Genomic DNA, 21,385 nt, shown 5'->3' with positions numbered 1-21,385 from the left:
CCGCGGGCACTAGCATGCCTGCAGCGACTGCCCGTAAACAACAAGAACAACAAGCACAGGACGACTGACCGATGCCCTACTCCACCCTGGCGTTAACTGCACCTGACGGCGCCCGCCTGAACATTCACCACTGGCCCAGCGCATTGCCAGTGCGCGCCAGCGTCGTCATCTGTCACGGCATGGCCGAACACGGCGCACGCTATCAGGCACTGGCGGAACAACTGAACGCCACCGGCCTTAAGGTATGGGCGCTGGATCTGCGTGGTCACGGTCTGAGTACGCCCGAACTGGCTCGTGGGCAACTTACCCCCGGTGCCGGCTGGGAGGCATTGACCAACGACCTGCTGCAAGTGATCAGGCATGCCAGAGACGCTGCGCCGGAGCACCCGCTGATCCTGCTCGGGCACAGCATGGGCAGCTACGTCGTCCAAAGCCTGCTGCTCACCCATTCCGACTGCGTCGATCTGGCAGTGCTCAGCGGCAGCAACGCCAACCCCCGGATTCTCTGCCGTATCGGCCAGGTAATGGCAGCACTGGAAAGCCGCTTGCGTGGTGCCGATGCGCCCGCACACACCATGAGCACACTCTCGTTCGGTCGCTTCAACCGCGCCTTCGGTGCACCCCGCACTGCGTTTGACTGGCTCAGCCGGGACCCTGTTCAGGTCGACCGCTATGTAGCTGACCCGCTTTGCGGGTTCGTGCTCAGTGGTCACTACTGGCAGCGCCTGTTCGACGCGCTTGGACGTATTGCGACAGCCGATCAACTGGCGTCGATACGGCGCGACCTGCCCATTCTGATACTGGGCGGCGAGCGCGACCCCGTCAGCGCCGGAAACGGCCTGGCAAAGCTGCAGCAACGGTTGCACGCCGCCGGACTTTCACAGGTAGAATTGCGGCTTTATCCGGGTGCCCGGCACGAAGCCTTCAATGAGATCAATCGGGATGAGGTCATCTCCGATTTGCTCGGCTGGCTGGACCGGCACCTGCCCACCCCCTGCAACGGAGCCGCAGCCATGCAGAAGCTTGAAAACCGCATTTACGACGAACTCAACATTGGCGACAAGGCCAGCCTTGCCCACCAGGTACAGGAGAGCGACCTGCTGCTGTTCGCTGCGGTGTCCGGCGACGTCAACCCGGTCCACCTGGACGAAGAATTTGCCGCAGCCACCCCGTTCAAGGGTCGCATTGCCCACGGCATGTTCTCCGGCGCACTGATCTCCGCCGCCATTGCCTGCGAACTGCCGGGGCCGGGCAGCATCTACATCGGCCAGGAACTGAGCTTTCTGCGCCCGGTACGCCTGGGCGACAACATCACCATTGAGCTGGAAGTGCTGGAAAAACTGCCAAAGAACCGGGTAAAAATCGCCACCCGCGTGATCAATCAGGACGGCAAGCAGGTTGTGGATGGTGTCGCCACCGTAATGGCGCCCACCGAGAAGGTCAGCATCGACCGTCCGCAGGCGCCGGCGGTGCAGTTGGGGTAAGCGGCAGCTTTCGCTGCCGCAGCCACGAGCTGTAAGCCTCAAGCTGCAAGCTAAAAACCAAACCCGGCACTGTGCCGGGTTTGGTTTTGGAGCTGGAAGCGAATGTGCCAAATCAGCCGCCACAGACAGCCCCTGCAGGGACTGCTTGTGGCTTATAGCTTGCAGCTTCTGGCTGCGGCGGCGAAGCCGCCGCCTACTTGCTGAGGTACTTCATCCCATCTTCCAGACCCTGCAGGGTCAAGGGGTACATCTTGTCCTCGACCAGCTCGCGAATCAGCTTGGTTGATGAGGTGTATTCCCAGGCATCCTTCGGGTACGGGTTAATCCAGATGAGCTTCTTGTACTTTTCCATGAAGCGCTGAATCCAGACGTAGCCCGCCTCTTCGTTCCAGTGCTCTACGCTGCCGCCCGGCTGAGTGATTTCGTAGGGCGCCATGGCCGCGTCTCCGACAAACACCACCTTGTAGTCCGGACCGTACTTGTGCAGCAGGTCCAGCGTCGAGGTGCGCTCGCTGGTGCGACGCATGTTGTTCTTCCACACCGACTCATAGACGCAGTTATGGAAGTAGTAATACTCCAGGTGCTTGAACTCGGTACGGCAGGCCGAGAACAGCTCTTCGCACACCTTGATGTGCGCATCCATCGAGCCGCCGATATCGAACAACAGCAGCAGCTTGACCGCGTTACGCCGCTCCGGACGCATCTGGATATTCAGCAGACCCGCATCCTTGGCGGTGTGGTCGATGGTGCCGTCAATGTCCAGTTCGTCTGCAGCGCCCTGACGCGCGAATTTGCGCAGGCGACGCAGCGCCACCTTGATATTGCGTGTCCCCAGCTCGACCTGATCATCCAGGTTCTTGTATTCGCGCTGATCCCAGACCTTGACCGCCTTGCCCTGGCGCTTTCCGGCGTCGCCGACGCGAATACCCTCAGGGTTGAAGCCACCGGAACCAAAGGGACTGGTGCCGCCGGTCCCGACCCACTTGTTGCCGCCCTCGTGGCGCTCTTTCTGCTCTTCGAGGCGCTTTTTGAACTCCTCGATCAGCTTGTCAAGACCGCCGAGCGTCTGGATCTTGGCTTTTTCCTCCTCGGTCAGCATGCGCTCGAATTCCTTGCGCAGCCAGTCGTCGGGGATCATCGCCTCAATCAGTTGGTCGAGGTTTTCCAGCCCCTTGAAGTAGGCACCGAAGGCACGATCGAACTTGTCGAAGTGCCGCTCGTCCTTGACCATGACCGTACGCGCCAGATAGTAGAACTCGTCCATATCGGCGAACACGACGTGGTGCTTCAGCGCATTGATCAGGTCGAGCAGCTCGCGTACCGAGACCGGTACCTTGGCTGCCCGCATCTCATTGAACAGGCCCAGTAACATCGGGCACCTCCCTCTTAACGGTTCTGACGACGCGTCATGAAGGCGAGGCGTTCCAGCAGCTGGACATCCTGTTCGTTCTTGACCAGCGCACCGTACAGCGGCGGAATCGCCTTGGTCGGATCGCGGTCACGCAGAACGGCCTCGGGAATCTGATCAGCCATCAGCAGCTTCAGCCAGTCAACCAGCTCGGAGGTAGACGGCTTCTTCTTGATGCCCGGCACCTTGCGCACGTCGAAGAAAATATCCATGGCTTCGGACAGCAGTGTCTGCTCGATCTTCGGGAAATGCACTTCCACAATCTTCTTCATGGTCTCGCGATCCGGGAAGGCAATGTAGTGGAAGAAGCAACGACGCAGGAAGGCGTCCGGCAGCTCTTTCTCGTTATTGGAGGTAATGATGATGATCGGGCGCTGCTTGGCCTTGATGGTCTGATTGGTCTCGTAAACGTAGAACTCCATCTTATCGAGTTCCTGCAGCAGGTCGTTCGGGAACTCGATGTCGGCCTTGTCGATTTCATCGATCAGCAGAATGGCACGTTCTTCGGACTCGAACGCTTCCCAGAGCTTGCCTTTCTTGATGTAGTTGGCAACGTCGTGCACCTTGTCGACGCCCAGCTGGGAATCACGCAGACGACTTACCGCGTCATACTCGTACAGCCCCTGATGCGCCTTGGTGGTGGATTTGATGTGCCAGGTAATCAGCTTGGCGCCCATGGACTCGGCCAGTTGCTCGGCCAGCATGGTTTTACCCGTGCCCGGCTCGCCCTTGATCAGCAGCGGGCGTTCCAGGGTAATGGCAGCGTTAACCGCCAGTTTGAGGTCGTCGGTTGCGACGTAGGACTGAGTACCTTCGAACTTCATCTGAGTGTTCCTTGGGCCGGAGCCCGGTGTAATAGAGACCAGGCATTGCACGAAAAATGGATCAAGCACTATAGCGTGCGACGATTTTCACTGTAAACGCGACATGGCACAACCAAAGGCTGGCTGATACCCACTCATTATTGGCAACGAGATTTGCGCCGCCACCGCACCCGAAAGCACCGCGCATCGCATTGACGGGTGCCGGCGCCCGGCATAGGCTGATTGGCCTGATCCCCCTGCCCTGCAGCATTTACAACAAGGAGTCGTGCCATGAGCCGCATCTTCGCAGACAACTCCCAGGCCATCGGCAACACGCCGCTGGTTCGCATCAATCGCCTCGGCCCCAAGGGCGTGACCATTCTGGCCAAGATCGAAGGCCGCAACCCTGCCTATTCGGTCAAGTGCCGTATCGGCGCAAGCATGATCTGGGATGCCGAATCCAGCGGCCGCCTGAAGCCGGGCATGACCATTGTCGAGCCAACCTCTGGCAACACCGGCATCGGTCTGGCATTCGTTGCAGCCGCCCGCGGCTACAAGCTGGTGCTGACCATGCCCGCTTCAATGAGTCTGGAGCGCCGCAAGGTACTCAAGGCGCTGGGTGCCGAGTTGGTACTGACCGATCCGGCCAAGGGCATGAAGGGTGCTATCGAAAAGGCACAGGAGCTGGCCACCCAGCACCCGGAGCAATACATTCTGCTGCAGCAGTTCGAGAACCCGGCCAACCCGGCCATTCACGAAAAGACCACCGGTCCGGAAATCTGGAACGACACCGACGGCAGCATTGACGTGCTGGTCGCCGGCGTCGGCACCGGCGGTACCATTACCGGCATTTCTCGCTACATCAAGCTGACCTGCGGCAAGAAGATAACGTCTATCGCGGTTGAACCGGCAACCTCCCCGGTAATCACCCAGACGCTGCAGGGTGATGAGGTCAAACCCAGCCCGCACAAGATCCAGGGCATTGGTGCCGGCTTCGTGCCTGCCAACCTTGATCTGGGCATGGTTGATCGCGTTGAACAGGTCAGTGATGACGAAGCCAAGGACATGGCGCTGCGCCTGATGCGCGAGGAAGGCATTCTGGTCGGCATTTCCTGCGGTGCGGCCATGGCGGCAGCAGTGCGGGTCGCAGAGGAGCCAGCGATGCAAGGCAAAACCATCGTCGTCGTCCTGCCGGATTCCGGCGAGCGCTACCTGTCCACCATGCTGTTCAGCGACCTGTTCACCGATCAGGAAACCGTGCAGTAACAGCCGCGCCCGCCGCACCCTGACCCGGTGCGGCGGATCGCAGCACACCCTTCCCAGTCTGTCCCTGACTGGCTATGCTGCGGGCATTCGCTCCCCTACCCGCAGGCGCTCTCATGTCCCAGGCTTCCGATCAGATAGCTCAGCAGATTCTTTCCGGCTTTGACCGCTACCGTCGCATCTTTCGCGACCTGACCGCCGGCGCCCGAGCGCGCTTCGAGCAAGCCCGCTGGAACGACATTCAGGAAGCCTCTACCCTGAGGATCAACGCCTACGAAGAACAGGTACAGGACACCGCTGAACGTCTTGCCGCATCCGAACTTGGCGAGCAGGTGCGCAATGTCGCGGCCTGGCCCGATATTCGCCTCTCCTACATTACCCTGATTGATCAGCGCTTTGACGACGAACTCGCAGAGACCTGGTTCAACTCGGTATTCTGCAGCCTGCATCAGCACGACCAGATCAGCGACGAAACCATGTTCGTCCACAGCACCCGGCCGGTTAGCCGCCCGCCCTCACGCATCTCCCTGACCCGTGGCTTCATCTCCGAGGGATCGCTGCAGGGGCTGGCCCACCAGATTCTCAGTGAATACAGCTTCGATGTGCCCTGGGAAGACATGACCCGGGATGTCGAGATGATTGTCAGTGAGCTGCAGCAGGGGCTGCCTGACTGGGCGCAGATGGATCGCGGACTGACCGCCGAGATGGTGCAGAGTGTGTTCTACCGCAACAAGGGAGCCTACCTGGTCGGACGCCTGATCAGCCAGCAGGAGCAATGGCCCTTTGTACTGCCGCTGGTCAACCGCGAGCACCAGGGCATCAGCGTCGATACCGTGATCACCGATGAGTCGGACGTTTCGATCATCTTCTCCTTCACCCGCTCCTATTTCATGGTCGAATGTGCGGTACCCAGTGAGCTGATCGCCTTCGTGAAACGCCTGCTGCCCGGCAAGCATCTGGCCGAGCTTTATACCGCCATCGGTTTCTACAAGCAGGGCAAGTCCGAGTTTTACCGTTCGCTGATCGCCCACCTGGCCAATTCGGATGACCGGTTTATCATGGCGCCCGGGGTACGCGGCATGGTAATGAGCGTATTTACCCTGCCGGGCTTCAATACGGTCTTCAAGATTATCAAGGACCGATTTGCCCCCTCGAAGAACATCGACCGGGCTACCGTCATCGAGAAATACCGACTGGTTAAACGTCACGATCGCGTCGGTCGCATGGCAGATACCCAGGAATTTGCCGATTTTCGCTTTCCGCGTGATCGCTTCGACCCCGAATGCCTGCAGGAGCTGCTGGAGGTCGCCGCATCAACTGTCATTGAGGAAGGCGATACCATTCTGATCCGGCACTGCTGGACCGAGCGCCGCATGACGCCACTGAACATCTATCTGGAAAATGCCAGCGAACAGCAGACTCACGACGCTTTGCTCGATTATGGCAAGGCGATCAAGGAACTGGCCGCTGCCAATATTTTCCCCGGCGACATGCTGTTGAAGAATTTTGGTGTTACCCGCCATGGCCGCGTGGTGTTTTACGACTACGACGAAATCAGTTATCTGACCGAGGTTAACTTTCGAGTCATTCCGGAAGCGCTTTACCCGGAACAGGAAATGGCGTCGGAACCCTGGTATTCGGTATCACCAAATGACGTGTTCCCCGAAGAGTTTCCGGTTTTCCTGTTTGCCGATCTGCACCAGCGCAGACTGTTCTCCAGATTGCACGGTGACCTGTTCGACGCCGGGTACTGGCAAGGCCTGCAGGAGCAGATTCGCGCGGGCCAGGTACTGGATGTCTACCCCTACCGACGCGCCACGCAAGGCGCGTAAAACGGGCATTTCCGGCTTACTGAAAAAAAATCTTGAAAGACGTGCCATTTCCTGAATCTGTCGTATACTCAATTTCGTTTATTCGCGCCGTGACGGGGTCTTGTTGAGGTCTTGACTTGTCCCCCTGAAAGGCGCAGAGTGAGCGCGTAGGTTTTCAAGAGATAGAGTTGTAGGCTGCAAGCGCACTTTTCAGTACGTAAGTTTGTCATTCTCGTGATCTTTGATTCCCACGCTTTAATTGAGTGCAAGCTCAAGTATTTCAATTTGATAGGAATTATCTGAAATGGCAACTGGTACAGTTAAGTGGTTCAACGACACTAAAGGTTTTGGTTTCATCACTCCGGATGGCGGTGGAGACGACCTGTTCGCCCACTTCTCCGAGATCAAGGTTCAGGGCTTCAAGTCCCTGGCTGAGAACCAGAAGGTGTCCTTTGACGTGACCACTGGTCCGAAAGGCAAGCAGGCTGCAAACATTCAGATCATCGGTTAATCCGAGAACTGAATAAAAAAACCCGGCTCAGGCCGGGTTTTTTGTTGCCTGCAGAATGCTAAAAACTACTCGCCTCCGCCGTCCCGACCGCGTACCCTATGCGGCATAAAAGCCATCCGACACCCCTGCTGCCGCCCAGGGTATCCCGCGGATGCAACACGTCTAACAGCCTCGTTTTACCCTCGCCCGACCAGAATCGGCCGCGAGCAGGAACGTCAGTCACAGGGGGTTACCAGTGGAAACCACGCCCAGCAGTCAGAACCCGGATGCACTCAAGGTCATCATTTTTCGTGCCGCAGAAGCGATCGTCAGTGAATTGGGCGCGTCGCAACTGACCTTCGCCAGCCTGAGCGAACGCAGCAAAATTGATGAAGCCACGCTGCAACAAATGTTCCCCGACCGCGAAGCGCTGCTGAGCGCCATGATCGAATACCGTCTTGAGCGTTTTCGCGTGCGCTGGGGCGCCTATGAAAGCGTATTGCCCGACGAGCCCATGCGCGAACTCAAGGCATTGCTGCTCAGCAACATGAGCGAATCCAGCGAGGAAAAGAACCTGGACTCGGCCATTTTCGCTGCCGCCGCCAGCAATCCGGCCTTGCTGCAGACCAGCTCGGATAACGTCCAGGGGCTGTTCGATATTCTGGAGAAGTCTCCCCTGGGGCTAGCCCAGGCGGCCATCCTGTTTTTCTCGGTACGGGGTTATCGTCTGTTCGAGCAACTGAACATGTGCCCTATGACCGACGCTCAGCGTACCGAATTCCAGGAGCAGATCATGCGTCTGGCACGCATGATGTATGAGGCTCGCAACGGAGAATAAGGGATCAGGCGTCGGCGGCGGCCGGCTCGTCTTCCTGTGGATGACGCCGGCGCCACCAACGCTGGACTGCAAGGCGGACCGCCGCAACCGGCACATAGCAGGCAAACGCCAGCGTCATCACCAGGCTGAGCTCGCCAAGCACGCGCGACTGGTTCTCACCGGTAGACAGAAACGTATCGAGCAGATAGATCAGGGTGGCCGGAGCCATCCAGGTCCCGTCAGCCTCGACGGAAACCGGTGTAAACAGCAAGACCGCCATGGCCAGACAAAGCGGCTCACGAATAAGCCACCAGCGGGTCAGAGCGGTCAGCTTCCACCAGACAAGCCAGCACCCTGCCGCCGTCGCCAGATAGATCCACCAGACCGTCTGATATTCTGCTTCGTTGAACATTGCCTGCCATCCGTCCGATCAAATCAACCGCGCCATGATAACGGTTTTTAGCCCATGAGTCCTGAACTGCACCAACCCATCGCCCGCCGCGAATCCGGTGAAGATCCCTACCGCTGGCTCGAGCAGCGCGACACACCAGAGGTCATCCAATATCTGCAGGCGGAGAATGAGCACACCGACGCCTGGATGGCGCCCCATGCCGAGCTTCGCGAACAGCTGTTTCAGGAGATTCGTGGGCGCATCCGGGAGACCGATCTGGGCCTGCCCAGCCCCAAGGGCGCCTGGCTGTATTATCAGCGCACCGAAGCCGGCGCCGAGTATCCGCGCTACTACCGCTGCCGCCGGCCGGCCGACCAGAGCCTGCACATCGACACCAGCACCGAACAGTTGCTGCTGGACCTGAATCAGCTCGCCGAAAATGAAGATTTTCTCGAGCTTGGCGACTTCAGCGTCAGTCCGGACCAGCACTGGCTGGCCTACAGTCTGGACACCCAGGGTAACGAGGTATATCAGCTTTACGTTCGCTCATTGCTGAATGATGAAATCTACTCCCTGCCACTGGAGAATGCCGGTGGCAACCTGTGCTGGGCCAACGATAACCGCACGCTGTTCGCCATCAGTCTGGATGACAGCGCACGCCCGGCTCACCTCTGGCGTCTGCGTCGAGACGAAGAGCCGGTCAGGGTCTTTGACGAGCCGGACGCGCTGTTCTATCTCTCGGTCTATCGCAGCAGTTCCGAACACTTTATCTGCGTCTCCAGCAGCAGCAAGAACACCGGTGAGGTGCACTTTCTGCCGGCGGACCGACCGGAAGCGGCTCTGGAGTGTCTGGCCGCTCGACAGACAGGCCACGAATACGACGCAGACCATGGTGAGCAGGGTTTCATTATTCGCAGCAACAGTGCGGGAGAGAACTTTGGTCTCTACTGCTGTGATCCGGCCACACCGGGTCAGTCGAACTGGCGGCTGCTGTGCCCTGCAGATCCGGCGCATACCCTGGAGGATGTCGAGGTACAGCGCGACGCGCTGATTCTCCAGTATCGATGCGATGGCCTTTGCCGGCTGGATGTCCTGCCGGTTGGCGCAGACGCGTATCAGGTACAGATGCCAGATGCTGCCTACAGCCTCCATGTGCAGTCCGGCGAGGAGTACCAGAGCCCGCAGGTTCGACTGCGCTATGAGTCGCTGAATCGACCGGCCGAGATTCGCGCTCTGAATCTCAAGAGCGGCGAGCAAACGGTGCTGAAGCAAACACCGGTTGAGGGCCCCTTCGATGCAGAGGCCTACCGGGTCGAACGACTCTGGGCTATTGCTGACGACGGCGCCCGCATTCCCGTCAGCCTGATCGAGCGCAGCGATGCAAGCGGCAGCGGTCCGCTTTATCTATATGGCTACGGTGCTTACGGCGCGTCTATGGACCCTTGGTTCTCCCACGCCCGGTTGTCACTGCTGGATCGCGGCTGGCGCTTTGCGATAGCGCACGTTCGCGGCGGCGCAGAAATGGGCGAGTACTGGTATCAGCAGGGTAAGCTGGAGCACAAGGGCAATACGTTCAGTGATTTTATCCGCTGCGCAGAGCAACTGATCGAGCAAGGCAAAACGGATCCCGGCCACCTGGTCATTGCTGGAGGCAGTGCCGGTGGCCTGCTGATCGGCAATGTCATCAACCAGCGCCCGGAGCTGTTTCGTGCAGCCGTAGCAGACGTGCCGTTCGTGGATGTCTGGAACACCATGAACAACCCGGAGTTGCCGCTGACTATCGGTGAATACGAAGAGTGGGGCGATCCCAACGAGCCGGAGGTTGCCGCACGCATCAAGGGTTATGCACCCTACGAGAATGTTGGCGCCAAGGCCTACCCTGCCCTGTTTGTGACCGCGGGTTACCATGACGTGCGCGTGCAGTACTGGGAAGCGGCCAAGTGGGTTGCGCGGTTGCGTTCCACACGCAGCAATCAGGCACCGCTGCTGCTGCGCACGCAGATGAGCGCGGGGCACGGCGGCGCCAGCGGCCGCTACCAGGCCATGCGCGACATTGCCGAGGAATACACCTTCCTGCTGACCGTGTGCAGCGGTTAGGCACTGCAGCGCAAGCATAAAAAAACCGCCGGCCCTTGTGGGTGCGGCGGTTTTTTACGTTCAGACGATCAGAACCGTGAAGCCATGTCGTCGAATTGATCGGCTACCTTGCCTTCCGGAGCCGGGGTGATCAGGGTCACCACCACAATGGCGATGGTGGCAAGGATGAAACCGGGGATGATTTCGTAAAGACCGATGGTATCGATCTGCTTCCACACCACCACGGTAACGCCACCAACAATGATACCGGCCAGCGCACCAAAGCGATTCATCCGGCGCCAGAACAGCGACAGAATGATCGCCGGCCCGAAGGCGGCGCCAAACCCGGCCCACGCGTAGGACACCAGACCCAGTACGGTACTTTCAGGGTTGAAAGCGAAGACCAGAGCCAGCGCTGCGATACCCACAACCGCCGCGCGACCAACCCAGACCAGCTCCTGCTGTGACGCATCACGACGGAACAGTGCCTTGTAGAAATCTTCGGCCAGAGCAGAGGACGATACCAGCAGCTGGGAGTCGGCAGTGGACATGATGGCAGCCAGCACCGCAGCCAACAGGATACCCGCAACCAGCGGATGCATCAGCGCCTGAACCAGGGCGAGGAACACGGTCTCGGCGTCCGCCAGCCCTTCTTCACCGAAGTAACCGATGCCGATCCAGCCGATCACCAGCGCTGCCAGCAGGCACACGCCGGACCACAGGACCGCGATGCGGCGGGCGGTCGGCAGTGCGGCATCACTCTCGATCGCCTTGAAGCGCGCGAGAATGTGCGGCTGACCGAAATAGCCAAGACCCCAGCCCAGCAGGGAAATAATGGCGATAAAGCCCAGCGGCTCGCCTTCTACGTTGGTCCAGAGGTTCAGCAGTTCAGGGTTGCGTGCTTCCATGGCTCCGTGCACTGCATCCCATCCACCCACGACGTTGAGTGCCATAACCGGCACGACAATCAGCGCTGCGGCCATCAGCAGACCCTGAATAACGTCGGTCCAGGATACCGCGAGAAACCCGCCGAAGAAGGTGTAGGAGATAATCGCCAGCGTGCCGATGACAACTGCGAGCTCGTAACCAAAGCCGAAGGTGCTCTCGAACAGCTTGCCGGCTGCGACCAGACCGGAACTGGTGTAGAACAGGAAGAACAACAGGATGAACACGGCCGAGATAACCCGCAGCATCCGGCTGTTGTCTTCGAAACGGTTCTCAAAATACGCCGGCAGCGTCAGTGAGTCACTGGCCAGGTGCGAGTAAACCCGCAGACGGCGCGCCACGATCAACCAGTTTGCCCAAGTCCCCAGCAACAGACCGATGGCAATCCAGGATGCCTCGTAACCGGCTGACAGCGCATAACCGGGCAAGCCCAGCAGCAGCCAGCCACTCATATCCGATGCGCCGGCAGACAATGCCGCCGTGCCCGGGCCCAACGAGCGGCCCCCCAAAATGTAATCCGACAGGTTGGTGGTGCGCTTGTAGGCGATATAGCCCAGTGCGAGCATCACCCCGATGTACACGATAAACGTCGCTGTAACGACTGCAGTATTACCTTCCATTTTTATTCTCTCTCTTGGAGATTCGTGAATGGTTCTCGCGGGCCGGGGGTAACCCGATCCGCGAGCAGGTGGCTATTGTCACCCAACTAACCGGTTCACGCATCTATGGTTGCTGAACTGTCCGTGCTGCTGATTCATCCCTGTTGCTTCTTTTCGCCAGTCGCCGCCGCCTCAGGGCTCCCCGTCACCAAGTGAAAGCAGACTGGCATTACCACCTACCGCCGTAGTGTTGATGGTTCGCGTACGCTCCGTGACAAACCGTAGCAGATAATGCGGACCACCCGCCTTGGGACCAGTGCCGGAGAGGCCCTGACCACCGAAAGGTTGCACCCCGACAACCGCACCGATCTGGTTGCGATTGATGTAGACGTTGCCGATGCGCACCCGTGCGTCGATATGCTCTGCGGTATCCTCGTTACGCGTATGTACGCCGAGGGTCAGACCAAAACCGGTCGCGTTGATGTCATCGATGATCTTGTCGAGATCCCGTGCGCGCCAGGTTACAACGTGAAGAACCGGGCCAAAATGCTCCTCGCTCAGCTCGTTGATGCTGTCGAGACGGAAAGCGACCGGCGCCACGAAGTGACCGTTCAGCGATTCGGGTACCGGTGTCTCGGCGATCAGACGTCCGGCCTGTTTCATTTCTCGAATATGCTTGAGCAGCCCGTCACGGGCATCAGCGTCGATCACCGGGCCAACATCGGTGTCTCGACGTGCAGGATCACCCACATGCAGCTCGGCCATCGCCCCCTTAAGCAGTTCGATAACTCGCTCGGCGATGTCTTCCTGCACAAACAGCACGCGCAACGCAGAGCAGCGCTGACCGGCGCTCTGGAACGCCGAGTGCACCACATCGTTGACCACCTGCTCGGGCAAGGCAGTGGAGTCGACAATCATGGCGTTCTGACCACCGGTCTCGGCGATCATCGGCGCAATCGCGCCGTTGCGGGCGGCCAGCGCGCGGTTGATCACATGGGCTGTCTGGGTGGAGCCGGTGAAGGCCACACCGGCGATACGCGGGTCGGACGTGATGACGCTACCAACCTGTACCCCATCACCCGGCAAGAGTGCCAGCACGTCACCCGGCAGGCCGGCTTCATGCATCAGCTCAACGCAGCGTACGGCAACCAGACTGGTCTGCTCGGCCGGCTTGGCAACCACGGTGTTGCCGCAGACCAGCGCCGCGCTGACCTGACCGAGGAAGATCGCCAGCGGAAAGTTCCACGGACTGATACAGGCAAACACGCCGCGTCCTTGCAGATACAGCTCGTTGCTTTCACCGGTCGGCCCCGGCAGGGTGATGGTAGCGAAGCGCTGGCGCGCCTGCATGGCGTAGAAGCGACAGAAATCAACTGCTTCACGCACTTCATCGATGCCGTCCTGCAACAGCTTGCCCGCCTCGCGGGTACACAGGGCCATCAGCTCGGGCATGTGTTCTTCGAGCTTGTCGGCGGTACGCTCAAGAATCGCTGCACGCTCATCAACCGGGGTCGCATTCCAGCGCACAAAGGCGCTGCTCAGGCTATCAATCGCGGAGCGGGTCTGATCGGCCGAGGCCCAGACCACCTCACCGACCTGATGGCTCAGCTCGTAGGGACACATGACCGGGCGCCCCTCCCCTTGCAGACGCTTGCCGTTAACCAGCGGAGCGCCGCTCCAGCGGGCATCCCACCACTTGTCCAACTCGTCCTTCAACGGCAGCCATTCGCTGAGGATGTTCATGTTCACACCGCGGGAGTTTCGGCGCGCGTCACCAAACAATGCAGGCGGCAGCGGAATGCGCGGATTGGCCAGCGAGGCATGACGCTTGAGCGCGTTAACCGGATGAGTCGTCAGACTGTCGACCGGTACACGCGGGTCAACCAGCTTGTGCACAAAGGACGAATTGGCGCCGTTCTCAAGCAGGCGGCGAACAAGATACGGCAGCAGGTCCTTGTGGGCTCCTACCGGCGCATAAATGCGCACCGGGCACTTGGCCTGCTCAATCACCGTGTCATACAGCGCATCACCCATGCCGTGCAGGCGCTGAAACTCGAACTCGCGGCGACCCGCCAGCTCCAGAATGCAGGTAACGGTGTGCGCATTGTGGGTAGCAAACTGCGGGTAGATATGGCCTTCGGTCAGGGGGCTGAGCAGGTAGCGGGCACATGCCAGATAGGAGACATCGGTCGCCTCCTTGCGGGTAAATACCGGGTAGCTGCTGAGGCCAGCCTGTTGCGACCACTTGATCTCGGAGTCCCAGTAGGCGCCCTTGACCAGACGCACCGGAATACGATCACCCTGGGAGCGGGCAACCAGCGTCAGCCAGCACAGCACCGGCAACGCGCGCTTGGAGTAGGCTTGTACGACGAGGCCGAAGTTGCCCCAGCCCTGCACATCCGGGTGGCGATATACGCGCTCGAACAGTTTCAGCGACAGTTCAAGGCGGTCAGCCTCTTCCGCGTCGATGGTAATACCCACGTCGCCTACGCGTGCCTGCCGCACCAGCGCCAGCACACTGTCACCCAACTCTTTGAGCACCTGCTCTTCGCGCGCGGTTTCATAGTGCGGATGCAAAGCGGAGAGTTTGATCGAAATCGTCGGTTTCGGGCTGCGGCCCTTGTATTTGTCGTCTACCAGCGCGGCGATCGCCTTGCTGTAGTCCTGGAAATACTTTTCGGCGTCGGCACGGGTCAGCGCCGCCTCGCCGAGCATATCAAAGGAGTAGGTGTAGCCCTGGTCGCGTTGCGGCTTGCCGTTCTTCAACGCTTCGGTGATGGTGCGCCCGAGCACGAACTGGCGCCCCATGATCTTCATCGCCTGCATCATGGCGGCGCGAATGACCGGCTCACCGCTGCGCTTGATCAGACGCCCCAGCACGGTACCCGGCGTGCCATCCTGACGCTGATCCATGTTGACCACCTTGCCGGTCATCACCAGGCCCCAGGCCGCGGCGTTCACCAGCGTATGCTCGCTCTGTCCGAGGTGACGGTCCCACTGCGCAGCGTTCAGCTTGTCACGGATCAGCGCATCGGCGGTATCGGCATCCGGCACGCGCAGCAGCGCCTCGGCCAGACACATGAGCATGATGCCTTCCTGGGTATCCAGGCTGTACTGCTGCAGCAGCGCGTCGATACTGTCGACCGCGTTGTCACGCTTGCGTACATCCACAATCAGCTGGCTGGCCTTGCGCGTAATCGCACTCAGATCCTGGTCCTGCGCGAGTTCGATCAACTCACGCAGATAGCTGTCCTCATCAACAGCGTAATTGGCACTGACCTTGTGCAGGAATTCCGTTGGCTGGCTGCGCAGGAAATCGCCCTGCAGCACCTCGCTGGCTTTAAACATTCTGGCATGCTCCTGGACGTGTCCGGCGTCACGGCATGTGACACACGAACATATGAGTTCGCCTGTAACAACCCTAGACCATTCAGGCGTATCGGACGAATCATCCCGTTTGTTGTGATTTAGCCGGGCTCTTGCCGACCCGCTTTCGGGTAGCGACACTGCCCGATGCTCGACTGTAGAAGCGCAGGCGGAGGGAATCTTGCGGAAAGCTCTGGGATTTTTGTCAAAATCTCGGAAGCAGTGCAAGCCATTCAGCTCGCAAATAGTTGAGATACAGGGGCGTCAGGAAGGCAAGACTGACCAGCAATATCAGGGGGAATCACGCAGCTTTGCGCCATTCAAGGCACTCAGGCACGGCCGAGACGCAACCCCCGAGGCGTCTGTCCCCAGTAACGGCGCACAGCGTGGCTGAGCGCACTCTGGCTGGAAAATCCGCAGCGACTGGCAACCTCGGCTACTGGCATTGACGTCTCCTGCAGCAGTCGGGACGCTTCGCGAAGACGCAGCGACAGCACGTGCTGATGCGGGGTTATGCCCGTCGACTCACGGAACAGCGCATGAAAATGACTGCTGCTCACGCATACCTGCGCCGCCAGCGCGGCAACACTGATGGGATGGTCCAGGTTGGCCAGAATGTAGGCGTCTAGCCGCTGCAGCTCTGCGGGCGTCAGCGCTGTTCGCCGCGTAGGCTGGGGCAACCCGTCTGACAGGCGCCGTTGCAGCGCCGCAAGCAGGACACCCCCAAGATGCCAGTTAAGGCCATCCTGATCCGGTCCGGGTTCGGTCAACGCATGCTGGGCAAAGTCCAGCAAGCCCTGCATGCGGTGATCAAGCTGCATAAAGCGTGGCCGCTCAAACAGTCGTGCCAGATCATCGCCCAGCCCAAGCTCTTGGCCGGCGCCGGGCAAGTCCATGATCAACATATGATTCTGGCCACGGCCGGAGAACGCGTGCGCCTCCCCGCCCGGCACAATGCAGGCATGCAAACGATTCACCGCGCCGCCCTGACCCTGCACCTCGAAATCTGCGCAGCCGCTCAACCCGATAACCAGCTGGTGCTCGGGATGGGCGTGAATCGCGGTTTGTACAGGAAGATCCAGTAAGCGGGTTCGCATCAACGGCTTCATCGATCCGGAAAGAACGATGTCATGCTGCCACAATCCTCAACAAATTTCCGCTATTGAAATAGTCGCCCGGCGTCGCCATCTCATCCCCAAGAGTTGTCCGTAAAAGGTGAATCGATGAGCGATCAGGATACCGACTACATTGAACACGTCGCCGAGGATGCTGCAGAGTCCCGCGGTACAGGGCTTGTTCTGCCCGATCAGAACCTGCCTGACAAGCTGTATTTGCTGCCGATAAACAATCGGCCGTTCTTCCCTGCCCAGGTCATGCCGGTGGTGGTTAATGAATCCCCCTGGCACGAGACCATAGAACGGGTCGCCAATACTCAGCACAAGGCGCTGTCCCTGTTCTACGTCGACGGCCCCATGCCTGCCGATGGTGAACTCGACCCGGATCACTTGCCGGCTACCGGCTGCGCCGTTCGCATCCACCATGCCGTGCGCGAAGACGGCAAGATCCAGTTCATTGCCCAGGGCCTGCGCCGGGTTCGTATTACCCAGTGGCTCAGCCACAAGCCGCCCTATCTGGTAGAAGTTGAATACCCGCACTCGCCCGCCGACGAGCGAGATGAGGTGCGCGCCTATGCCATGGCGCTGATCAACGCGATCAAGGAACTGCTGCCGCTCAACCCGCTGTACAGCGAGGAACTGAAGAACTACCTCAACCGTTTCAGCCCCAACGATCCGTCGCCGTTGTCGGACTTTGCCGCCGCACTGACCTCCGCAAAGGGGCCTGAATTGCAGGACATCCTGGACACCACCGGCATTCTGCGCCGGATGGAAAAGGTGCTGGTGCTGCTGCGCAAGGAAATCGATGTAGCGCGCCTGCAGGGTGAAATCACCGCCGAGGTCAATCGCAACATCGGCGAGCATCAGCGCACCTTCTTCCTCAAGGAACAGTTGAAGATCATCCAGAAAGAACTGGGCATGACCAAGGATGACCGAACAGCCGACATAGAGCAGTTCCGTCAGCGCCTTGAAGGCAAGACCCTGCCTGATGCGGCCGCCCAACGGATTGAGGAGGAGCTGAACAAACTGTCGGTACTGGAAACCGGCTCGCCTGAATATGCCGTTACCCGCAACTATCTGGACTGGGCAACCGCCCTGCCCTGGGGAATCGTGCATCCGGATCGGATCGATCTGAAGCGGGCAAGACGCATCCTCGACCGTGACCACGACGGCCTTGAGGATGTAAAAAGCCGCATTCTGGAGTTCCTTGCAGTGGGCGCCTTCCGTGGCACGATCTCGGGCTCGATCATTTTGCTGGTTGGCCCGCCGGGCGTTGGCAAAACCAGCATAGGACGCTCCATTGCGGAAAGTCTGGACCGCCCGTTCTATCGCTTCAGCGTCGGTGGCATGCGCGATGAGGCGGAAATCAAAGGCCACCGGCGCACCTACATCGGTGCCATGCCCGGCAAGTTCGTCCAGGCGCTGAAGGACGTGGGCGTGATGAACCCGGTGATCATGCTCGACGAGATCGACAAACTCGGCGCCAGCCATCAGGGCGATCCCGCATCAGCGCTGCTGGAGACGCTTGACCCCGAGCAGAACAGCCAGTTCCTCGACCATTACCTGGATCTGCGTCTGGATCTGTCGAACGTCCTGTTTGTCTGCACCGCCAACACGCTGGACAGCATCCCTGCGCCACTGCTCGACCGCATGGATGTCATCCGTCTGTCCGGCTATATCAGTGAGGAGAAGCTGGCCATCGCCAAGCACCATCTGTGGCCACGTCAGCTGGAGCGCACCGGGCTGCGCAAGAGCCAGCTGCGCATCAGCGACAAGGCTCTGCGTGAGGTGATCGAGGGCTATGCCCGCGAAGCCGGCGTGCGCAATCTGGACAAGCAGCTTGGCAAGCTGGTACGCAAGTCAGTGGTGAAGCTGCTTGAGGAGCCGGATACGCGTATCAGCATCAAGCCCGCTGACCTGAAAAGGCTGCTCGGCACGCCTGCCTTCCGCACCGAGAAGCAGCTCAAGGGCACCGGCATCATCACCGGCCTGGCCTGGACCTCGATGGGTGGCGCTACATTGCCAGTCGAGGCGACACGCATTCACACGCTGAACCGTGGCTTCAAGCTGACCGGTCAGTTGGGTGACGTGATGAAGGAATCGGCGGAAATCGCCTACAGCTATCTCTGCGCCAACCTGGCCAGCTATAAGGCCGACCGCGCGTTCTTCGATGAAGCCTTCGTTCACCTGCACGTACCCGAGGGAGCCACACCCAAGGATGGCCCGTCGGCCGGCATCACTATTGCCAGCGCACTATTGTCACTTGCTCGCCAGCAACCGCCACGCAGTGGACTGGCGATGACCGGGGAAATTACCCTGACCGGGCACGTGCTGCCGGTTGGCGGCATTCGGGAGAAGGTGATTGCCGCAAGGCGCCAGAGCATCCATGAACTGATCCTGCCGGAGGCCAATCGTGGCGACTATGAAGAGCTGCCGGCGTATCTGCGCGACGGCATGACTGTGCACTTTGCCAGCCACTTCAGGGACGTTGCCAAGCGCCTGTTTGACTGAAGGGTGCGGTGCGCAGTAGCTGGCTCATTCTGTTCTGGCACATCGATGGCGGAGACACCGTTGGCTTACTCCACCCTGCCGCACAGTCCTGTTCCGCAGGGTGGATTAAGCGCAGCGTATCCACCGACGCTCCCGCTCCAGCGCGTCTGCAGGCAGCGATGTGCCGCGCCTAGTTTGCTCCGGACATAAAAAAGGCGACCGCAATGGTCGCCTTCTGTTCATGCCGTATCTCAGCGCTTGTCCTGCTCATCACTGGGGCTGCGCACCAGGTCATGAGGCCCGTCCAGATCATCCAGCTCCTCGATTTCCGGGAACTCGTGGAGACTGCTCTCGAACGCCTCGTCGTCCAGCGCAATCGGATCAAGTCGGCTGTTCTTGCGCGCTGGCGTGGGGGTCAGGCCTTCAATCAGGTCCCAGTCAGGGTCGAGCGTGAAGTCGTTAAGATTGAGCTGGGATTCAGCCAGATCGTTATCGGCCTGCTCGGTATCCAGTACATCGTCTACCGTATCGATCGGCGATACCGCCGCGTCCAGCTGCGGGAAGCGGGCGCGCAACTGATCAACGCGCTGCATGTCGCCACCCAGCTGAGAAATGGCGGCAGCCTGCTCAGTGAACCCTTCGGCATCACACAGCTCCCCCAAAACCCTGGCTTGCTTGTAGCGCAACTCCAGATTTTCCGGCTCCTCGCTGATCGCCTTTGCCAACGCGTCACGCGCTTCGGCAAAACGTCCGTAGGTAATATACAGCTCAATGCCGGACACGTTGTCCTGCGCCTCATCTGCCACGGCCGCCGCTGTCACGCCGGCGGCAGCCGGTGCAACGCTGCTGCGGGGCTCGGCTCGGGTGACATCGGAGGTCATCTGGCGCGGCGACGCAACCACCGGCTTGCCGGCTGGCTTGCCGCGCACACGGGCCACCACCCAACCGATCAGAAACGCCAGCAGTGCCAGCAGTACAGACCACCAGGCAAACGACGAATCGGCCTTCTCGCTCGCAACCGGTTGCTCGGCGGCCACACTGCCGGCTTGCGGATCATCACTGCCGGTCGGAGAGACGGTATCGCCACCGTTACCACTGCCCAGCGTACCGCCTGCCTGGCCCTGACTGGCAGCGGCTTCCTCCGCCTGACGGGCCGCATGCAGCACATCCAGCTCGGCCTGCAACGCGGCGATCTGACGATCACGGCTGTCAAGCTCGCTCAACAACGTGTTGAACCGCCCCTCAAGTTCATTCAATCGGGATGCGAGCATGGCGGCCTCGGCTTCGGCGTCACTGACCGCATCTTCGTCGATGGTCAGACGGCCCTGTCCTTGCCCGGCATCAGACTGGCCTTGCGCAGCCATAGACTCGGCAGCATCGTCAATCATCTCGTCAGCGATCTGCGGCGGCCTGCTATCGCCTGCTGGAGCTGCGGATGGCGCTGGCGTCGATTCCGGCGCTGCCTGCGGGGCAGCCTCCGAAGCCGGAGCCGGACTAACCGATACGCCCAGTTGCCCCGCCGTCGGCAAGACCAGCGCCTGGCCGACCTTGAGTCGATTGATATCGCCGCCAACGAAGGCCTGCTGATTAAGCGCATGGATGGCAGTCATTGTGGCCTGAACCGAAACACTCGCAGCGGGACGACTGCGTTCTGCAATGGCCCACAGTGAATCACCGGCAACCGTCGTGTACTGATCGGCATCAGGCTGCGGGGTCAGATTTGGCAGCACGACCTGCCGACGCGGCACCGGGCTCGGAGACGCAGCAGCTGGTGCCGACGGCGCAGCGGCGACCGGCGCACGCTCAACCGGTGCGGACTGACCCGCGCTGTAGAGCGGCGGATCCAGCAGCACTGTGTACTCGCGCAGCATGCGTCCGCTGGGACGACGCAGCTCTACAAGAAAATTCAGATAAGGTTCGCGCACCGGCTGGGTTGAGCGCACCTGCACAGTCAGGCGGCGATTCTGCACCACGGGCGTGAAGCGCAGATCGTTGAGGAAATACGGTTTGTCGATGCCGGCGTTATCGAAGTCTGACGTCTGGGCCAGCCTGACGATCACATCGTCAGGTCCGAGCCCCTCCGAGCCCTGCAATTCGATAATTGCATTGAGCGGTTGGTTCAGCGCAGACTCCAGCTGAATTTCCCCCAGCCCCAGCGCCCCAGCAACACCTGCATACAATGCTGCCAGCGAGGCAGCACCACGGACAATCTGGCGTTTAACAGCCATACCCTTTCCTCATTTAACTGTGAGCCCCGATCGGCACAGGGAACTCAATGCGTCCATTGCTCTTGTGAACATCAGCTTGCTGTTGCCGGCAACTCGCCC

14 protein-coding genes are annotated in these 21,385 nt (G+C 60.0%); 7 read left to right on the top strand and 7 right to left on the bottom strand.

All coding sequences use genetic code 11. The features are described 5' to 3' along the window. Nucleotides 1-71 precede the first annotated feature (71 nt). The gene (locus AC13EY_RS07100) at nt 72-1,484 is read left to right on the top strand and encodes an alpha/beta fold hydrolase (protein WP_228246505.1); all 1,413 of its coding nucleotides are present in this window, start codon (nt 72-74) and stop codon (nt 1,482-1,484) included. Between the two features lie 193 nt (nt 1,485-1,677). Here the strand turns inward: AC13EY_RS07100 and AC13EY_RS07095 are convergent, their stop codons facing one another. Both AC13EY_RS07095 and AC13EY_RS07090 read right to left on the bottom strand, forming a co-directional pair. After that, on the bottom strand, nt 1,678-2,856 hold the full coding sequence (locus AC13EY_RS07095) for a vWA domain-containing protein (protein ID WP_088275120.1): 1,179 nt from the start codon (nt 2,854-2,856) through the stop codon (nt 1,678-1,680). A gap of 14 nt (nt 2,857-2,870) precedes the next feature. Then, complete coding sequence (locus AC13EY_RS07090; RefSeq protein WP_104739552.1) at nt 2,871-3,716, bottom strand: AAA family ATPase; 846 nt, start codon at nt 3,714-3,716, stop codon at nt 2,871-2,873. A gap of 270 nt (nt 3,717-3,986) precedes the next feature. Between AC13EY_RS07090 and cysK the strand changes: the two genes are divergently transcribed. The 4 genes from cysK to AC13EY_RS07070 all read left to right on the top strand — a co-directional run bounded on the left by cysK (nt 3,987) and on the right by AC13EY_RS07070 (nt 8,097). Then, nucleotides 3,987-4,961, top strand: coding sequence for a cysteine synthase A (gene cysK, locus AC13EY_RS07085; RefSeq protein ID WP_228246506.1), 975 nt, complete (start codon nt 3,987-3,989; stop codon nt 4,959-4,961). A 113-nt stretch (nt 4,962-5,074) separates the two neighbouring features. Beyond that, nucleotides 5,075-6,790, top strand: a complete 1,716-nt coding sequence (gene aceK / locus AC13EY_RS07080; RefSeq protein WP_482876797.1) for a bifunctional isocitrate dehydrogenase kinase/phosphatase — start codon at nt 5,075-5,077, stop codon at nt 6,788-6,790. Between the two features lie 283 nt (nt 6,791-7,073). After that, nucleotides 7,074-7,280, top strand: a complete 207-nt coding sequence (locus AC13EY_RS07075; protein WP_083727464.1) for a cold-shock protein — start codon at nt 7,074-7,076, stop codon at nt 7,278-7,280. A gap of 235 nt (nt 7,281-7,515) precedes the next feature. Continuing rightward, the gene (locus AC13EY_RS07070) at nt 7,516-8,097 is read left to right on the top strand and encodes a TetR/AcrR family transcriptional regulator (RefSeq protein ID WP_269687554.1); all 582 of its coding nucleotides are present in this window, start codon (nt 7,516-7,518) and stop codon (nt 8,095-8,097) included. Nucleotides 8,098-8,101: 4 nt separating this feature from the next. On the opposite strand, the gene AC13EY_RS07065 is transcribed toward AC13EY_RS07070, so the two are convergent. Next, a complete protein-coding gene (locus AC13EY_RS07065) occupies nt 8,102-8,488 on the bottom strand; it encodes an MFS transporter (protein ID WP_088275130.1) in 387 nt (128 codons plus the stop codon). 54 nt (nt 8,489-8,542) lie between these two features. On the opposite strand from AC13EY_RS07065, the gene AC13EY_RS07060 reads away from it, so the two are divergent. Beyond that, a complete protein-coding gene (locus AC13EY_RS07060; protein ID WP_228246508.1) occupies nt 8,543-10,564 on the top strand; it encodes a S9 family peptidase in 2,022 nt (673 codons plus the stop codon). A 68-nt stretch (nt 10,565-10,632) separates the two neighbouring features. Here AC13EY_RS07060 and putP read toward each other — a convergent pair whose 3' ends face one another. The 3 genes from putP to AC13EY_RS07045 all read right to left on the bottom strand — a co-directional run bounded on the left by putP (nt 10,633) and on the right by AC13EY_RS07045 (nt 16,550). Further along, nucleotides 10,633-12,108, bottom strand: a complete 1,476-nt coding sequence (gene putP, locus AC13EY_RS07055) for a sodium/proline symporter PutP (protein WP_228246509.1) — start codon at nt 12,106-12,108, stop codon at nt 10,633-10,635. Between the two features lie 171 nt (nt 12,109-12,279). Further along, the gene (gene putA, locus AC13EY_RS07050) at nt 12,280-15,435 is read right to left on the bottom strand and encodes a bifunctional proline dehydrogenase/L-glutamate gamma-semialdehyde dehydrogenase PutA (RefSeq protein WP_228246510.1); all 3,156 of its coding nucleotides are present in this window, start codon (nt 15,433-15,435) and stop codon (nt 12,280-12,282) included. A gap of 347 nt (nt 15,436-15,782) precedes the next feature. Beyond that, nucleotides 15,783-16,550, bottom strand: a complete 768-nt coding sequence (locus tag AC13EY_RS07045; protein WP_442908877.1) for a helix-turn-helix domain-containing protein — start codon at nt 16,548-16,550, stop codon at nt 15,783-15,785. Nucleotides 16,551-16,676: 126 nt separating this feature from the next. Here AC13EY_RS07045 and lon point away from each other — a divergent pair, with 126 nt between their 5' ends. After that, the gene (gene lon, locus AC13EY_RS07040) at nt 16,677-19,079 is read left to right on the top strand and encodes an endopeptidase La (protein WP_335599428.1); all 2,403 of its coding nucleotides are present in this window, start codon (nt 16,677-16,679) and stop codon (nt 19,077-19,079) included. A gap of 230 nt (nt 19,080-19,309) precedes the next feature. Here the strand turns inward: lon and AC13EY_RS07035 are convergent, their stop codons facing one another. Next, nucleotides 19,310-21,286 (bottom strand): type IV pilus assembly protein FimV, encoded by a 1,977-nt coding sequence (locus tag AC13EY_RS07035; protein WP_335599527.1) that lies wholly within the window; start codon nt 21,284-21,286, stop codon nt 19,310-19,312. Between the last annotated feature and the right edge of the window lie 99 nt (nt 21,287-21,385).

It is taken from the genome of Halopseudomonas sp. L-58 (assembly GCF_056859475.1).
The sequence above is the reverse complement of the archived record's forward strand: the minus strand, read 5'-3'. Positions and strand labels throughout refer to the sequence as shown.

Excerpts from the sequence above, each read along its gene's own strand:
- AC13EY_RS07090 (WP_104739552.1), bottom strand. The coding sequence starts at position 3,716 with ATGAAGTTCGAAGGTACTCAGTCCTACGTCGCAACCGACGACCTCAAA.
- AC13EY_RS07035 (WP_335599527.1), bottom strand. The coding sequence starts at position 21,286 with ATGGCTGTTAAACGCCAGATTGTCCGTGGTGCTGCCTCGCTGGCAGCA.
- cysK (WP_228246506.1), top strand. The coding sequence starts at position 3,987 with ATGAGCCGCATCTTCGCAGACAACTCCCAGGCCATCGGCAACACGCCG.
- putA (WP_228246510.1), bottom strand. The coding sequence starts at position 15,435 with ATGTTTAAAGCCAGCGAGGTGCTGCAGGGCGATTTCCTGCGCAGCCAG.
- AC13EY_RS07095 (WP_088275120.1), bottom strand. The coding sequence starts at position 2,856 with ATGTTACTGGGCCTGTTCAATGAGATGCGGGCAGCCAAGGTACCGGTC.
- AC13EY_RS07045 (WP_442908877.1), bottom strand. The coding sequence starts at position 16,550 with ATGCGAACCCGCTTACTGGATCTTCCTGTACAAACCGCGATTCACGCC.
- aceK (WP_482876797.1), top strand. The coding sequence starts at position 5,075 with ATGTCCCAGGCTTCCGATCAGATAGCTCAGCAGATTCTTTCCGGCTTT.
- putP (WP_228246509.1), bottom strand. The coding sequence starts at position 12,108 with ATGGAAGGTAATACTGCAGTCGTTACAGCGACGTTTATCGTGTACATC.
- AC13EY_RS07065 (WP_088275130.1), bottom strand. The coding sequence starts at position 8,488 with ATGTTCAACGAAGCAGAATATCAGACGGTCTGGTGGATCTATCTGGCG.
- AC13EY_RS07060 (WP_228246508.1), top strand. The coding sequence starts at position 8,543 with ATGAGTCCTGAACTGCACCAACCCATCGCCCGCCGCGAATCCGGTGAA.
- lon (WP_335599428.1), top strand. The coding sequence starts at position 16,677 with ATGAGCGATCAGGATACCGACTACATTGAACACGTCGCCGAGGATGCT.
- AC13EY_RS07100 (WP_228246505.1), top strand. The coding sequence starts at position 72 with ATGCCCTACTCCACCCTGGCGTTAACTGCACCTGACGGCGCCCGCCTG.
- AC13EY_RS07075 (WP_083727464.1), top strand. The coding sequence starts at position 7,074 with ATGGCAACTGGTACAGTTAAGTGGTTCAACGACACTAAAGGTTTTGGT.